Origin of the sequence: Carboxylicivirga taeanensis, assembly GCF_051851475.1 — a bacterium.
GTDB classification, from domain to species: Bacteria; Bacteroidota; Bacteroidia; order Bacteroidales; family Marinilabiliaceae; genus Carboxylicivirga; species Carboxylicivirga taeanensis.
This window is the reverse complement of the sequence record NZ_JBPUSJ010000003.1, coordinates 243,247-259,390: the sequence shown is the minus strand read 5'-3', so window position 1 is coordinate 259,390 and position 16,144 is coordinate 243,247. Positions and strand designations below refer to the sequence as shown.

The 16,144-nt window shown below is 40.5% G+C and carries 14 protein-coding genes and 2 tRNA genes; 9 read left to right on the top strand and 7 right to left on the bottom strand.

Annotation, left to right across the window (positions count from 1 at the left end):
- Position 1 precedes the first annotated feature (1 nt).
- From ACSX1H_RS06455 to recO, 4 genes are all read right to left on the bottom strand, one after another.
- Positions 2-523 (bottom strand): CvpA family protein, encoded by a 522-nt coding sequence (locus ACSX1H_RS06455; protein ID WP_439183019.1) that lies wholly within the window; start codon positions 521-523, stop codon positions 2-4.
- 167 nt (positions 524-690) lie between these two features.
- Positions 691-762 (bottom strand) — tRNA-Arg (locus ACSX1H_RS06450).
- A gap of 42 nt (positions 763-804) precedes the next feature.
- Positions 805-1,947, bottom strand: coding sequence for a methionine aminotransferase (locus ACSX1H_RS06445; protein WP_439183018.1), 1,143 nt, complete (start codon positions 1,945-1,947; stop codon positions 805-807).
- Positions 1,948-2,113: 166 nt separating this feature from the next.
- Positions 2,114-2,842, bottom strand: coding sequence for a DNA repair protein RecO (gene recO, locus ACSX1H_RS06440; RefSeq protein WP_439183017.1), 729 nt, complete (start codon positions 2,840-2,842; stop codon positions 2,114-2,116).
- Positions 2,843-3,066: 224 nt separating this feature from the next.
- On the opposite strand from recO, the gene ACSX1H_RS06435 reads away from it, so the two are divergent.
- The 4 genes from ACSX1H_RS06435 (at position 3,067) to ACSX1H_RS06420 (ending at position 7,706) form a co-directional block, all read left to right on the top strand.
- Positions 3,067-4,464 carry an MFS transporter gene (locus tag ACSX1H_RS06435; RefSeq protein ID WP_439183016.1) on the top strand — a complete coding sequence of 466 codons (1,398 nt, stop codon included), beginning with the start codon at positions 3,067-3,069 and terminating at the stop codon, positions 4,462-4,464.
- Between the two features lie 88 nt (positions 4,465-4,552).
- Positions 4,553-4,639: transfer RNA gene (locus ACSX1H_RS06430), tRNA-Leu, on the top strand.
- An 898-nt stretch (positions 4,640-5,537) separates the two neighbouring features.
- Positions 5,538-7,049, top strand: coding sequence for a BCCT family transporter (locus ACSX1H_RS06425; protein WP_439183015.1), 1,512 nt, complete (start codon positions 5,538-5,540; stop codon positions 7,047-7,049).
- Between the two features lie 303 nt (positions 7,050-7,352).
- Complete coding sequence (locus ACSX1H_RS06420; RefSeq protein WP_439183014.1) at positions 7,353-7,706, top strand: 4a-hydroxytetrahydrobiopterin dehydratase; 354 nt, start codon at positions 7,353-7,355, stop codon at positions 7,704-7,706.
- A 14-nt stretch (positions 7,707-7,720) separates the two neighbouring features.
- Here ACSX1H_RS06420 and ACSX1H_RS06415 read toward each other — a convergent pair whose 3' ends face one another.
- The gene (locus ACSX1H_RS06415) at positions 7,721-9,100 is read right to left on the bottom strand and encodes an MFS transporter (protein ID WP_439183013.1); all 1,380 of its coding nucleotides are present in this window, start codon (positions 9,098-9,100) and stop codon (positions 7,721-7,723) included.
- A 217-nt stretch (positions 9,101-9,317) separates the two neighbouring features.
- Here ACSX1H_RS06415 and ACSX1H_RS06410 point away from each other — a divergent pair, with 217 nt between their 5' ends.
- Positions 9,318-9,590 carry an HU family DNA-binding protein gene (locus tag ACSX1H_RS06410; protein WP_439183012.1) on the top strand — a complete coding sequence of 91 codons (273 nt, stop codon included), beginning with the start codon at positions 9,318-9,320 and terminating at the stop codon, positions 9,588-9,590.
- Positions 9,591-9,842: 252 nt separating this feature from the next.
- Here the strand turns inward: ACSX1H_RS06410 and frr are convergent, their stop codons facing one another.
- Complete coding sequence (gene frr / locus ACSX1H_RS06405) at positions 9,843-10,406, bottom strand: ribosome recycling factor (protein ID WP_439183011.1); 564 nt, start codon at positions 10,404-10,406, stop codon at positions 9,843-9,845.
- A gap of 421 nt (positions 10,407-10,827) precedes the next feature.
- Here frr and ACSX1H_RS06400 point away from each other — a divergent pair, with 421 nt between their 5' ends.
- The 4 genes from ACSX1H_RS06400 (at position 10,828) to ACSX1H_RS06385 (ending at position 15,204) form a co-directional block, all read left to right on the top strand.
- Positions 10,828-11,508, top strand: coding sequence for a succinate dehydrogenase cytochrome b subunit (locus tag ACSX1H_RS06400; RefSeq protein WP_439183010.1), 681 nt, complete (start codon positions 10,828-10,830; stop codon positions 11,506-11,508).
- 22 nt (positions 11,509-11,530) lie between these two features.
- Positions 11,531-13,468 carry a fumarate reductase/succinate dehydrogenase flavoprotein subunit gene (locus ACSX1H_RS06395; protein WP_439183009.1) on the top strand — a complete coding sequence of 646 codons (1,938 nt, stop codon included), beginning with the start codon at positions 11,531-11,533 and terminating at the stop codon, positions 13,466-13,468.
- A 36-nt stretch (positions 13,469-13,504) separates the two neighbouring features.
- The gene (locus ACSX1H_RS06390; protein WP_439183008.1) at positions 13,505-14,260 is read left to right on the top strand and encodes a succinate dehydrogenase/fumarate reductase iron-sulfur subunit; all 756 of its coding nucleotides are present in this window, start codon (positions 13,505-13,507) and stop codon (positions 14,258-14,260) included.
- 242 nt (positions 14,261-14,502) lie between these two features.
- Positions 14,503-15,204 (top strand): hypothetical protein, encoded by a 702-nt coding sequence (locus ACSX1H_RS06385; RefSeq protein WP_439183007.1) that lies wholly within the window; start codon positions 14,503-14,505, stop codon positions 15,202-15,204.
- Here ACSX1H_RS06385 and ACSX1H_RS06380 read toward each other — a convergent pair.
- Positions 15,201-16,112 carry a CPBP family intramembrane glutamic endopeptidase gene (locus ACSX1H_RS06380; RefSeq protein WP_439183006.1) on the bottom strand — a complete coding sequence of 304 codons (912 nt, stop codon included), beginning with the start codon at positions 16,110-16,112 and terminating at the stop codon, positions 15,201-15,203. The genes ACSX1H_RS06385 and ACSX1H_RS06380 overlap by 4 nt on opposite strands.
- Between the last annotated feature and the right edge of the window lie 32 nt (positions 16,113-16,144).

Genomic DNA, 16,144 nt, shown 5'->3' with positions numbered 1-16,144 from the left:
GTTATACATCAATTCCTTTTGTGGTGTTTTCAAACTGCTCCCTGACTTCGTTAAATTGCAGGTAAGGGAAAATAGATGGGGCTATGGAACGCAGCGGCTCATACAAGTGGGAAGTGCTTTTTTGCTTTTCGGGAATGATGCTGTAGCTTTTTTCAAAACTTCCTAATATGGCAATGATCACACTAATGATAAACGCATATTTAAGCAGGCTGAAGATAGCTCCCAGCACGCGGTTAACCATGCCTAAGGCGATGGCTGAAACAAGGGTGTCAACCACCTTGGCCACTAAATGAACCCCAATTACAATCGCTATAAAGGTGGCGATAAAGGCAATGATACCAATGTATGATGAACTGATGTGATTGATTAAGAACTGCTCTGTGATGTTACTAAACTTAATGGCTCCAAAAAGTCCCAGGACGAGAGCGGCCAATGACGCTAATTCAATCACTAACCCGTTTTTAAAGCCTTTAACTATGGCTAAGATTAATAGTATTCCTGCTACAATATCAAAATAGTTCATGACAAAATGGTTACAGCCGCAACGCTGATTGGTTTTGTATAATTGGTCCTAAAATAGGAAAAGAATTGGGATTATTAAGGGTGAATGAATACAACTGTTGAATTGTTGGTTTAGGGATATGGCACTAAAATGATAAAAGTCTGCAAGCTAGTGCCAGCAGACTTTTGTAGCCCCAACAGGACTCGAACCTGTATCTAGAGTTTAGGAAACTCTTGTTCTATCCCTTGAACTATGGGGCCAAATGCGGTGCAAATGTAATAGTTTCGTTCAAAAGAAAAAAATCAGAAATTCTTTAGTCTTAATGCTGCTTCTTCAAGCAACTCATCGGGCTTAGCGAAATTAATACGGATATGTGGTCGGTGTTGCCGCTCTTTCATAAAGGCACTGATGGGCATGGCAGCCACTCCGACTTCTTTGATTAAACGCATAACAAACTCACGATCTTTATCTTCCGACAGCTGGCTGTAGTCGAATAGCTGAAAATAGGTGCCCGAACAGGGCAGGGGCTTAAAACCTGACCCGGTCATCATCTTCAAGAAAGTGTCGCGTTTAGCCTGATAAAAAGGGCCAAGCTTTTTATACTCTTCTTTGTTTCCAATAAAGTCTGCCATCGCCATTTGCAGTGGGGAGTTGACGCTGTGAATCATGGTTTCTTGTACCCGTCTGAATTCCTTCATAATTTCGGATGGGGCGGCGCAGTAGCCTATCTGCCAGCCTGTAACATGAAATGTTTCGCCCAACGAATTAATGATTATGCTGCGTTCAGCCAGTTTGGGAAAACAAGCCACGCTTTGGTGATGATGGCCGTCAAAAATGATGTGTTCAAATGTTTCTTCGCTAAGAATTAAAATATTAGAACCGTTAATGATTTTTTGGAGCCGTATTAAATCAATTTCATCCATCACCCAGCCTGTTGGCGCATGCGGTGAGTTAATAATAATCATCCGGGTTTTGTTGGATATCATTTGATGAACCATCTCCCATTCAATATGGTATTGTTCGCCACTCATGGGAATGGTGCGTACCAATCCGCCATTCATTTCTATGGCAGCCGCATAATACTCATTAGCTGGCTCAAAAATTATGACTTCGTCGCCTTCTTTAATAAATGCGGCAATAGCGGTATAAACGCCTTGTGATGCTCCAGCTGTAATGGTTATTTCTGTTTCGGGATGGTATTGTCTGTCGCAAAGGTTGGCTATTTTGGTGGCCACTTTTTCCCTCAGTCTTATTTCTCCAGCTGTTTCGGCGTACCTGTTCAGGCCTTCACGTAAATGCTTTTCGGCTAGCTCAATCAGTTTTGGGGAGCAGTGAAAGTCAGTATAGCCCGAAGCCATGTCGATGGCGTTGTGTTCTTTTATCAGCGAGTTGACTTTAGTAAGGAAGCTGGAATCCAGATTGTGAAATTTTGAGTCTATTTTCATGATTTAGCAATAGGTTATCGGCGAATACGGATAGCCTACTCAATTTAATGATTAAGTTTTTTAAAAAGTAATTTGTTTTGTGGAATGGTATGTTTTGGTAAGCTAATGTGTTTAAATATTTGACAAAAGGGCTTAAGGCCTTAAGTGTGAGTGCTGTTTTTGGATGTTAGGCCTCGTGGAAAAGCTGATGAACAATGCTGAGAGATTTGATTTCGCCTAAGGTATCGATATGAAGCCTGAAGTAGTCCAGTATGGCCTCAAGCAGGGCGTAGCGCTCTTCGCCTTTTAGCTGAAGTTGATGCAGTTGATCGGCCTCGAGGCTGAATAGCCTTTTCCAGTTGTTATTAACCTGTTCGGTTAGAAAAAAGCCGTGTGATGGTTCAGTGTTGGTAAAATGGCCGTTGAGTAAATCAAAGTAGGATTGGTTACTCGTATCTCCTTCAGGGCCAAACCCCAAAAATCGACTTAGCTGGAAGAGAAAAAACAGGTGGAAATTTGCCGTTCCTCTTGTTCCGGTGTCAAAAACTTCTATCCCATGAAAAATAAAGTTGAACAAATCGGTGTTTCGCTCTTCTTCGCGCAGTACTTTCGACATTAGTTCGGTTAAGAAAAAGGCCATGGCACGCTTCTCCTGTTTAAAAGGGATGCTTTCCAGCGGATGGGCTACTTTAAAGTCTTTTATCCTTTGAATGTCTGCTTTTGGACGGTGATAAACTTGTAAGTCAAGTAAGGTCATGGGTTGTAAAAAAACGCTATAGCCTTTATTACGCTTTGATCGCACGTTGTTTATCAGGTAGTTTTGCCTACCAAATGCTTCGGTGTAAACAGTTACAATAATACTGGTCTCCTTGTATTTAATATGATTAAGTACGATGCCTTTTGTGGTATGTATCATTGTAGTTGTTTTTTGCAAAGGTAATACCAGTTATTATAAGATGGATGCAGGTGAGGGACCAAAAATATCTGCTTCAAGAGGGTTAGTTTTTCTTATAAATGTTCAGAGTATGATAAAAGTATAATAAATGTGAGATAAAAGTAACTATTTTTGAGCCTTGTAGTAATACTATTATTTTGAGATAGCAGATATATTATTGGGAATAAACTTTAAATGAATCATTTATGACAGGGATGGTCAATTTTTTTAAGCAGTTCAGCCGGGGATTCTGGGTGGCTAACTTTGCAGAGTTGCTGGAGCGCGCTGCATACTATGGTGTTTTCATTGTGATAACGCTTTATTTATCACGTATTTTGGCTTTTACAGATGTTGAGGCCGCTCTTATTTCGGGTACATTTAGTGCTTTGCTTTATTTCTTGCCAACTTTTACTGGCGCTTATGCTGATAAGATTGGGTTTAAGAAGTCGTTAGTTGTGGCTTTTGGTTTTCTAACGCTTGGTTATGCCGGATTAGGTGTGTTTCCTGCATTTCTGGAAGCAGCAGGTTTGGCTGAATATGGTTTTACAACCGAATTTACCGGACTGAAAGAATCCAGTGAAAAGTATATTATTATCCCCATAATGGCACTGATTATTATTGGAGGTAGTTTTATAAAATCGGTTATTACGGGTACAGTTGCCAAGGAAACTTCTACCGATAATCGTGCAACGGGATTTTCAATCTTCTACACAATTGTAAACATTGGGGCATTTTCGGGGAAAACGATTGTAAAGCCCTTGCGTGAAGCGATGGGGAACGTTGGGTTAATAAATATTAGCTATTTCTCAGCTGGTATGACCTTGCTGGCTTTAGTTGCTATCATCTTCTTTTTCCGTCCGAGTGTAACGCATGGTGAAGGTAAATCAATTAAAGAAATATGGCGTGCATTAGTCAGAGTTGTGTTAAACTTCCGTCTGCTTATTCTTATTATCATCATCACCGGTTTCTGGATGGTTCAGCATCAGTTGTATGCAACCATGCCAAAGTATGTGTTGCGGATGGCTGGAGAAGGCGCCTCGCCATCGTGGTATGCCAACGTTAACCCATTGGTCGTTTTCACTACGGTAGGTCTGATAACTTCGTTCCTTAAAAAGAAGAGTGCCCTTTTTTCCATGACAATTGGTATGTTCATCATGCCGATTTCTGCATTTGCCATGGCTGCAGGAAATATGATAGGAGGGGATACAATGGGATTTATTGATATGCATCCGGTAGCATTTATGATGATTGTGGGAATTGGTTTCCAGGGGCTTGCCGAGTCCTTTATCTCGCCCCGCTTCCTCGAATACTTCTCTCTGCAGGCGCCGAAAGGAGAAGAAGGGCTCTATTTAGGTTTCAGTCATTTGCATTCCTTTTTGTCTTCTTTGCTCGGGTTTGGTTTATCGGGTGTGCTGCTGGAGAAATACTGTCCGGATCCTCTATTATTAACGGAAGCTGAAAAACTGACGGCTTATGATCATGCACACTATATCTGGTTTGTATTTGTTGGGATAGCGTCTGTTTCGGCTATTTCACTGATAGTTTATGGATATGTGACGAAATATATTGATGCTAGAAAACAAGAACTTAGCATTAATGGCTAAATTAATTTAAAACATTTTATTGATTTTTCTTGCAGAACAAAGGATTTGACTTATCTTTGCAACCGCAAAAAAGCTCAATAGAGTGTTTGCCCAGATGGCGGAATTGGTAGACGCGCTGGTCTCAAACACCAGTGATAGCAATATCGTGCCGGTTCGATCCCGGCTCTGGGTACCAAAAAAAACCTGATACGTTATGTGTCAGGTTTTTTTTTGTTTCACACAACAGCAGATTAACCCGAAAGATTCGGAACCGGAGACGGACAGTTCTAATTTCTGGGTTTACGTATGAATTTTGCATTACCTGGTTAGGAACATTTCATATTTTTTTCATCTCTAAAACGGCCTTCTGAATACTTTCATCTTGGCATCAAAGGGCTTTTTCGCTGCATTAGTAGTTCTGCCGGTAAAGTAATTAATAATTGGTTTGTGATGCGTTTTAAAAGCATGGCGTACTGAAGAAAATGCCCTCAAAGCCGGGCTGTACAAATTCGTTAATCTGATTTATGAATCTGGTAGTGCTTCGTTTATTGTAATTAAGCGCATGTGAATTCCGGAATGTGTATTGGTAAGATTGAAGGTCTTTTTAGACTGAAATGTAAATGGCGAATGTTAAAAAATCTTAAACGCCAAAAAGAGGCCGCAAGCTATTTATTATTAACTAGTTGGGGTTTTAACTTTTTGATGTGTAATTGATTCTTTATCAGCTATTTTAAAAAGTTTAACTGATATTTTTTGTAAAAGCATGAATGTATTTTGTTATTTCGCACCCTTAAAATTTTTAAGCTATCGGTTTTTACAAAAGATTTACGAATCAAATTGCTGCATGGGCCTGTCTTCAGCCCAGCATTGTAAATGATATTACCTCAAACAGGGCAGAAAGCAGTGAGTTGGAGGTCCCGCCCTAGGGAAGAACACACCAATGCAATTAATTCTTATTCCAAATTCTTAGTGCCAATTGAGGATAAAGTCAATCTGGCACCTGCTACCATTTTGAAGCATTTCATCTGAGAAACTTTTAGATGAAGACAATCAAAAAATACTCGTGGTGGCTCTAAATCTATTAAATAGTCGTAATGAAGAATTTCAAAAACAAGTATTTTGATATCTCAAAACCGGTTTTCATACCGGCAGCAATAATTACTTTTTTATTTGTAAGTTTTACCATCATTTTTAGTAATAAAGCCGAGGCTGGATTTTCCAGCTTTCAGAACTATATGTCTGAGAATTATGGATGGTTTATTTCACTATGTATTAATTACTTTTTAATATTTGTACTCTACCTGGCATTTAGCAAATATGGCAATATTAAAATAGGGGGAAAAGATGCCAAGCCCAGCTTTAACAAGTTTACCTGGGTGGCGATGTTGTTTTCGGCCGGAATGGGAATAGGTTTGGTTTATTTTAGTGTAGCGGAGCCTATGCTGCATTTTAACCATCCCGTTATTGATGGTGCCTCAGATGTCGAAAAAGCACGTTTGGCCATCCGCAACACCTATTTTCATTATGGCTTCCATGTTTGGGGTATTTACATGTTACTCGGTATTGCACTAGCCTATTTTACTTTTAATAAAAAAGCACCATTATCATTAAAATCGACACTGATTCCGCTATTTGGCAATCGGATGAATGGATGGGCCGGTTATGTAATCGATGTGATTGCAGTTTTGGCAACACTATTTGGACTTGCCACTTCATTAGGTTTTGGAGCACTGCAGTTCAGTACCGGCTTGTCTGAATATTTTGGCTTTGAAAACTCCACCAGTCTACAGGTATGCTCCATCATCGGAATAACTCTAATTGCTACGGTTTCTGTTGTAACAGGTTTAAATAAAGGACTGAAATATTTAAGTAATGCCAATATTATCATCGCACTCATTGTTTTCGTATTTGTGCTTATCTTGGGCAGTACGCTTCGCCTAATTGATGGTTTTGTGGAAAGCTTAGGAAATTACCTTTCGAGCTTTGTTGAGTTAAGCTTGTTTCGAAATCAATATGGTACTCCGGGAGACTGGTTTAAAGGCTGGTCCATGTTCTATTGGGTATGGTGGATTTCCTGGTCGCCCTTTGTTGGGACTTTTGTTGCCAGAATTTCAAACGGAAGAACGATTAGAGAGATTGGGATTTTTGGGCTGGTAATACCGTCTGTTTTTTCCTTTTTGTGGATGTCTGTTCTTGGAGGAACTGCTATTAATCTGCAATTAGATGGCAGCTTGGATATTGCATCCATTGTAGCAGAAAACAGCTCCATTGGGCTCTTTAAAATGTTGGAAACCCTTCCATTTTATGAGATTACCGCATTTATCTGTATTGTTTTGGTTGGTACATTTTTCATTACTTCATCAGACAGTGGGTCTTTGGTTGTAGATATGATGACGGCAGGCGGAAAATTGAATGCGCCAAGCGGACAAAAGGTTTTTTGGGCTTTTATGGAAGGCGCCATTGCTATTGCGTTATTAGTAGGAGGTGGTTTAACTGCCCTTCAATCTGCTTCTATTTCAACAGGCTTTCCCTTTGCAATTATTTTAGTGCTGGTAAGTTTTTCTTTAGTCAAAAGTTTAAAGAATGATGAGCAGATGAAGCACTAATCATTAAAAAAAAATAACGGTTACTGATAGATATTAGAGGGTGCCCAAAACTGGGTTCCCTCTTTTTTTTATGCATCATCAAAGTATCATTTTTCCAGATGTTTGAGTAGATGAACTTGATGTAGCGAAAGCAGTAAGAGTTATAAGACCCTAGGGATGTAACGGGGGAAGCATTTTTAAATATAAATCCGTCTTCTATTGACAAATACGGGTTGTTGTTATTTCTTACAATGGCTATTGATTCTGTTTTTGAGTCAACACCAAATAACTGTTTTTGAATTTTTTATCTTTAAGAGTTTAATGATGAGTGAATTATCAAATTTGAAATGTGAAGCCTGTAGTGTAGGTGCTAAAAGAGTTACCACCGAGGAAATTAAATCCCTGATGGAGGAACTGAAGGGGTGGGAATTAATTGTTGAAGGGGATGTTCAGAAGTTGAAACGAGTGTTTCATACGGATGACTTTATTCAATCTGTTTCTTTGACAAATGCCATTGCTCAACTGGCGGAAGCCGAAGATCATCATCCTAAAATCATCCTTGAATATTCATCTGTAACAGTTTTGTGGTGGACGCACAAAATTAATGGTCTTCATAAAAATGACTTCATTATGGCCTATAATACTTCCTTGGCCTATCAAAACGTACTGAAGAAGTAAAGTTAACTGGATACTTACTTGTTGTGTAGTTTGCCTCTACTCATTGAAAAATAAACTCCCAGGGCGCAGATGATTGCGAATGTGAGAAATGCATAGTATAATCCGTTGATGAATTGCGCATCAGAAACAGTTGCAATGGATTCGTTTTTAAAGAATATTGCAAAGAATGCGCTCGCTATGGTCATGCTCGCCATTTGTCCTAAAACTCTCATGGTTGCCGCCATGCCACTGGCTAATCCAGCCTGCTTTTGATTGACTGAGCTCATAATCGTGTTCATATTAGGAGACGAGAAAAGAGCAAAGCCCAACCCAATAAATACCAGGATGCCAATAATCGTTAGTGTTGGGGTATCAGCTGTTAAAAAAGCCAGGCGCGCCAGGCCCAGTGAACAGATGGCCATGCCTGCCGATGTTAAGATGCGTGGTTCAAACCTGTCAGAAAGGTAGCCTGCCAAAGGAGAAAGCAGGGCCATAACAGCTGGTTGAGCTATTAGTATGCTTCCGGCTTGGCTTGGGCTGTAAAGTTGTATTTTTTGCAAGTATAAGCTTAAGAGAAACACGATGGCAAAAGTTGCGCTGTAATTGATTAGAGCGGCAATGTTTGAGTAGGCAAAAAGCCTGTTTGTTTTGAATAAATTTGTTGGAAATATGGGGTAGGGTACCTTTTGTTGGTAAATCAGAAAGCCAATGATTGTGATAAGGCCGGCAATTATTAGGATTTGTCCATAGGGGACTGTAATTCTGGATGACCCATATACCAGACAAGACAAAGCAAGCATGTAAACAAGAGCTCCCCAATGATCGATCTTGGTTTGTGGAGACAGGTATTTGTCCTCTCCCAAAAACAGAAAAGCAACTAACATCACTGATAGTCCAAGTATTCCTGAAATCCAGAAGATACCTTGCCATCCCAGGTAAAAAGTAATAAAACCACCCGTAACAGGGCCAGCAGAAAGACCGATATATACTGCTGCAACATTTATCCCTAATACTCTTCCGCGCTGGTTAGCAGGAAATTCTGAAATAAGAATGGCCGGACCCGTGGTCATTAGCATGGCTGCCCCTATGCCCTGCAGGAATCTTGCAATGATTAGTATGGTTGAGCTGTTTGTGATGGCGCATAAAAACGTGAATACTACAAATACGATGGTGCCTTGCCTGAAAATACTTTTGGAACCCTTTATGTCGGCCCATTTCCCCATTGGCAAAAGAAATACAGCTGATGATAACAGGAAAGAGGTAATGATCCAGCTAAGGGTAATGGCATCAATCATGAAATGTTGTTCAATATATGGCAGGGCGATGTTTACCGATGAGATAATGAATGGTCCGAGAAAGGATGTAAGTGTTGCAACAAGCAAAACAGATTTTTGAGTTTTGGTTATTTTTTCCATCGTCCTTCAAATACCTTTTATTGTACCAATAAAATTAAATGTATCAATAAAATATAATCATTGCCAGAATATTAGTGGAGCTTGTTGTTCTGACGGATGCATGAATATGAGCGGCTAATTCCCCGGAATCTGCTATTTTAAAGGGTTTGGAATTGCCAATCCGTGCGAATTGTACAGAAATTTTTATAGTTTAGTCATCATTAAATTTAACTGATATATGAATAAACAAGATCTAATTTCTGCAATTGCTGAAACAGCAGGTATTAGCAAAGCAGACGCTGAAAAGGCTATCAACGCATTTGTTGAAACAACTAAACAAACTCTGGCTAAAAAAGAAAGTATCCAATTGATTGGCTTTGGTACATTTTCAGTTTCAGAGCGTGCGGCCAGAACGGGTCGAAATCCACAAACTGGTAAAGAAATACAGATTGCGGCAAAGAACGTAGTTAAATTCAAAGCAGGAAAGGCTTTAGAGGAAAGTGTTAGCTAAGAATTCTTATTTGAATTAAATATTAGGAGGTTACCGATTTTGGGGCCTCCTTTTTTTTGCTGCAAAGCTGGCATGTTGGCGAATATTATTGGATGCGAATGCGTAGCCTATTATTGTGTTATTTGGGGAGTACGTCAGACATTAGGGTAACGTTTTTGTGTTAATTACATCGCTCATAAACATTAGGGCGATGGTAAAAAAAAAGAGGCAACCCAAGGCGCCTCTTTTATCATTTCTTATTAAATAGCCAGCTTATAGGGTTAAGATATCTTTTTCTTTAATTTCGAACATTGCATCTACCTTTTTGCTGTATTCATCGGTAATTTTTTGCACCTCTGCTTCCGCATCTTTTTCAAGATCTTCAGAGAGTCCGTTTTTCTTCATTTTTTTCAACTCTTCGTTGCAGTCACGACGGGTGTTGCGGAAGCTTACTTTCGCATCTTCGCATTCTGCTTTGGCTTGCTTAACCAAGTCTTTCCGTCGCTCTTCTGTCAGAGGTGGAATATTGATACGGATCAAGTCCCCATTGTTGTCAGGATTTAATCCCAGATTGGCGGCCATAATTGCCTTTTCAATCTCACCTATCAGTTGCTTCTCCCACGGTTGAATGGCGATTGTTCGCGGATCGGGTGTGCTTAGGTTAGCCACCTGTGATATCGGTGTCATGCTGCCATAATAATTGACTAGTACACCTTCGAGCATTTTAGGATTGGCTTTTCCTGCTCTAATTTTACCTAGTTCGTTATCAAGGTGTTCAATTGCTTTGGCCATCCTGTCTTTGGCATCGTCCAATATTAAATCTATTTCTTCTTGCATGGTCAGATTGTATGATTGCGTTTAACCTGTTGTAGTACAAAAATAAAAAACTTTGAATGAAAACAAAAAGCCTCTGGTCCACAGTGCTTATCAGAGGTTGTTAAGGAGCTTTTTGTCAATAGATATTGAAGCCGTTCAAAAAATAAGGTAACTTGGTGCACTTGATAAAAACAAAACAGTCTGAGGGGGCTTTTTTTAAAAAAGGATAGTGGCCCTGCAGTGGCCATTTTTAATTAAATTAAAACAACAAATGTTAAAAATATTATAAAATAAAACGTTTAAATGTATGGTTAATTAGAATTGATATAAATATAGAATTAATTCTTTAATATTATTTGTCCAGAGGGCGTTTCAGCCATACATTTGCAGCTTTATTAACACAAATTAGTTCTAACAATTAATAAATTAAAAAGGGATTCCTATGAGTACTATTTTTGGTTCCTCAATTGGAAGAAAGTTACTGATGAGCTTGTCAGGGCTTTTTTTGGTGGTGTTCTTAATCATTCACCTTTCCATTAACTTATTGCTGCTTGTGCCCGATGGTGGTGAGGCATTTAATATTGCGGCTAACTTTATGGCAATGCCATTAATTAAGTACGGTTTGCAGCCCGTGTTATTTGCCGGTTTTATTGTGCATATTATTTATGCGGCAATTCTTACGGCACAAAACAACAAAGCGCGTGGTTCTGCCAAGTATGCGTCAGGTAATAATACCAAAGACGTGATGTGGGCATCTAAAAACATGTTCATTCTAGGGCTGACTGTGTTAGCATTTTTAGTAGTGCATTTAATCGACTATTGGGTGCCATTACAAATTACTCATGGAGCCGAGTCAATTACCATTGATGGTGTGGTAATGCACAATACCTATGCTTTAGTTAATGCAGCTTTTGCCGATTCATGGCGTGTTGTATTGTATGTAGTTGGTGCATTAGGATTGACTATTCACCTGACTCACGGATTTTGGTCTGCGTTTCAGACACTTGGTTTGAGCAATAGCATCTGGCGCAAGCGTTGGACAGTTATTGGCATCGCATTCTCTTGGATTGTAGGGCTTGGTTTTTCGTTAATTGCGATTCTACAATTTGCTTTTTATCAGTAGTAAAGTCTAAAAACATCACGATATGAAGTTAGATTCAAAAATACCACAAGGGCCTGTGGCCGAAAAGTGGTCTAATTATAAAGCTAACCAGAAGTTGGTTAACCCCGCTAATAAGCGAAAATTAGATATTATTGTTGTTGGAACCGGATTAGCAGGTGCTTCGGCTGCTGCTTCATTTGGTGAAATGGGTTTCAATGTTAAGAACTTCACCATTCAGGATTCACCACGTCGTGCGCACTCTATCGCTGCACAGGGTGGTATCAATGCTGCAAAAAACTATCCAAACGATGGTGACTCAATTCACCGTTTGTTTTACGATACAGTTAAAGGTGGTGACTACCGCGCTCGTGAGGCTAACGTACACCGTTTGGCTGAGGTGAGTAACGATATCATCGACCAGTGTGTGGCACAAGGTGTACCTTTTGCACGTGAGTATGGTGGTTTGCTTGATAACCGCTCATTTGGTGGTGCTCAGGTTAGCCGTACATTCTATGCCAAAGGTCAGACTGGTCAGCAGCTGTTGATTGGTGCTTACCAGGCGCTGATGCGTCAGGTAAATGCTGGTACTGTTGATTTATATACCCGCACTGAGATTGTTGATATTGTAATGGTAGACGGTAAAGCTCGCGGTGTGATTGCACGTGACTTGGTAACCGGCGAATTCCAGCGTCATTTTGGTCACGCGGTTGTTTTGGCAACAGGTGGTTACGGTAACGCATTCTTCCTGTCAACAAACGCTATGGGCTCAAACGGTTCGGCCGCTATCAAAGCGTACCAAAAGGGTGCTGCTTTTGCTAACCCATGTTTCGCTCAGATTCACCCAACTTGTATTCCTGTTCACGGTGAGTTCCAGTCGAAATTAACTTTGATGTCGGAGTCGTTACGTAACGATGGTCGTATCTGGGTGCCTAAAAAGAAAGAAGATGCGGAAGCGATTCGTGCCGGTAAATTAAAACCAACACAGATTGCTGAAGAAGATCGTGATTACTACTTGGAGCGTCGTTACCCTGCGTTTGGTAACCTGGTGCCTCGCGACGTAGCTTCACGTGCTGCTAAGGAGCGTTGTGATGCTGGCTTTGGTGTTGGTAATACTGGTTTGGCAGTTTACCTGGACTTTAAATCGGCTATTGAGCGTTTAGGCGAAGATGCTATCCGTGCGCGTTATGGCAACCTTTTCCAGATGTACGAAAAGATTGTTGACGATAATCCATACGAAACTCCAATGATGATTTACCCGGCTATTCACTACACAATGGGTGGTATTTGGGTAGATTACGAATTGCAAACAACCGTTCCTGGTTTATTTGCAGCCGGTGAGGCTAACTTCTCTGATCACGGTGCTAACCGTTTAGGTGCATCAGCACTGATGCAGGGATTAGCAGATGGATACTTCGTATTACCATATACCATTCAGAATTACCTGGCTGATGATATTTCTACACCACGCATGACTGGCGAGGAAAAAGAATTTATCGAGGCTGAAAAAGAAGCCAAAGCGAAGTTTGAGAAATTATTAGCTATTAAAGGAGAGCGTTCTGTAGATAGCATCCACAAAGAGCTTGGTTTAGTGATGTGGGACTTCGTAGGTATGGCTCGTAACAAAGCTGGCTTAGAAAAGGCCATCGAGCGTATTGCAGAAATTAAGAAGGAATTTTGGAGTAACCTGCGCATTCCTGGTTCAGGCGAAGGCATGAATGTGGAGCTGGAAAAAGCTTCGCGTCTGGCCGATTTTATTCAAGTAGGAGAGCTGATGGCCCGCGATGCACTGCACCGTGAAGAATCATGTGGTGGTCACTTCCGCGAAGAGTACCAAACTGAAGAGGGTGAAGCATTGCGTCAGGATGACAAATTTGCTTACGCTGCTTGTTGGGAATATCAGGGCGAAGATAAAGCGCCGGTAATGCATAAAGAAGACTTGACTTTTGAAGTTGTTAAGGTTGCTCAACGTAACTACAAATAATTAGGTCATTAATGTTCATAAGTTAAACAGAGAAAAATGGAAAAAAACATAAGTTTGACTCTTAAGGTTTGGCGTCAGAACGGACCTAAGGAAAAGGGTCGTTTCGAAACATATAAATTAGATAAAGTATCTACCGACAGTTCGTTCCTTGAAATGATGGACGTACTGAACGAGCAGTTAATTAACGAAGGTAATGAGCCTGTCGCTTTCGATCACGATTGTCGTGAAGGTATTTGCGGTATGTGTTCGTTGTACATCAATGGCCGTCCACACGGACCAGATGATGATGTAACAACTTGTCAGTTACACATGCGTAAGTTCAAAGATGGCGAAACCATCACCATCGAGCCTTGGCGTTCAGCAGGATTTCCTGTTATCAAGGATTTAATTGTGAACCGCAATGCATTTGATACTATTATTGCAGCTGGTGGTTATACTTCGGTAAGCACTGGCGGTGTACCCGATGCCAATGCGATTCCAATTCCTAAAGTGGATGCTGATGAGGCCATGGATGCCGCTTCTTGTATTGGTTGTGGTGCTTGTGTAGCCACTTGTAAAAATGGTTCAGCCATGCTGTTTGTTTCAGCTAAAGTGAGCCATTTAGCCTTGTTACCTCAAGGAAGAGTAGAGGCAGCCCGCCGCGCTAAAAACATGGTAGCTAAGATGGATGAGTTAGGTTTTGGTAACTGTACCAATACAGGTGCTTGTGAGGTAGAATGTCCAAAAGGTGTTTCTATCTCTAACATTGCTCGTTTGAACCGCGAGTTCTTAAAAGCAAAATTGCAGGACTAATACTGTATCATAGCAAATATTGTGAGGGCCATCCGGATTCGGGTGGCCTTTTTTAATGAATTAATCAGATTGTTATTTTTACTAACGCGACGTGTGTAATGACCAATGGCTCTGTTTTGGAGACGAGTGATAGCATGTTAAAAATAAGAATTATGAAAGCCGGCAGCTGATTGATGTTTGTTAATAGAAGTTATTTTTTCTACTTTTAGATGCGCACAGATTCTCTTTAACAAAAAAACAACATGCCATATCGTCGTCTCCCCAATACTGATCAGGCTCGTTTGAGGGCGCTCAAAGCTGCTCTAAAAAAGGGCAGCCAATTAAACCCGTTTGATTTGGCCTTTAGTCAAAAGACATTGCTTGAGCTTCAGGCTTTTTTGCCTCAGTTTGAACAAGCTATCACTCAATATAATTTCAGTAAAGATCGACAGGCCAAGTATGGTAAGTTGTTGGGTGACCAGTTTAAAGTAACGCGATTATACCTTTCTCATTTTATTCAGGTGCTTAACTTTTGTATTATTCGTGGGGAAATAAAGCCTGATGTTCGAAAGCTTTATGGGTTTGATATTGATGATAAGTCCGTGCCTGAATTGGGGACTGAGCAGCAGCTAATGCAAGTTGGCAAAAAAGTGATTGAAGGGGAGCAGAAGCGAGCAATGACCGGCGGAACAAGGATTTATAATCCCTCCATTGCTTTGGTGAAAATTAAATATGAGAAGTTTGTAGAATATTACAATAATCATAAAAACCTGTTGATTACGACGCAAAAAATGCATGAGAAAGTAACTGAGCTGCGCACGGCGGCCGATCGCATTGTATTAACGCTTTGGAACGAAATTGAGGCTTATTTCGAGGGGTTTGAAGGAGAAGACAAACGAATAAAATGTGCCAACTACGGAATTGTTTATCTGCTGCGCAAGCATGAAAAGGAATTTCAGGATTAAGGCTTGGCCGGTTTGGAACTCCTATCGCATATTTTCTTTATTAAGTACAAAATAAGAACAATGGCCAGGGCACTCGAAATAATTGCTATAGCCGACTGACTTCCCTCAAAGTCGGTAAGTGGCGCTTCGGAGGTTTTGTCCAGAGGGACCTGAAAAGCCATAATTGCCATCAGGTTATTTGTAAAATGAGCGATGACTGCCAGCCATAAGTTGCCCGAAAGAACAAATAAGTAGCCCAATACTATCCCTAAGAAAAAACGCGGCAGAAAGGTTAAAAACTGCATGTGGATGGCACTGAACAGAATGGCCGTTAAGACAATGGCAATGTGCTTATTTTTGGTTAATAACGCTAATTGGCGCTGAAGAATTCCTCTGAATAGCCATTCTTCTCCCATAGCGGGTAAAACGCTCATCATCAGTACTGTAAAAAATAGCTGCTCCCAATTATCTTTTTGAATCATAAGTTGGGTGAGTTCAACAGCCTCCTGTTCTTTTTCAGCCATCCAGTTGAAAACATGACTTAAACTTTCGGGTAGCTCTAGCTGGTGATTAAACCAGGCACTGTAAGCGATAAAGGCTTGTGCAACCACTATTAGAACTATGGTGAGTGCAACGGCCTTAATGTTTAGCTGTTTCTCGCCGTTAATGCCTTGGCTAAAGCTTTTAAAACACGCAAAAAAACACAACAACGAAGGAATTATAAACAGACTGATGCTTTGTATTGTTTGGTAGGCCTGAAGAAAGCCTACGTTCGCCAGTATCGAATCTTTTGAGGACATGTCGACCCCAAACACTGGGGCTGCCATCAGCCCCATTAGCAAGGTGCTCAGCGAACCAAAAAACAGTACAACTGTAAAAAGCATTATAAGCTTAACCAAGGGAGGGAGTTGAGCTAAGTATCCTTGCATGTGTTTTCGTTTTTATTGGCTTTGTATTTTAA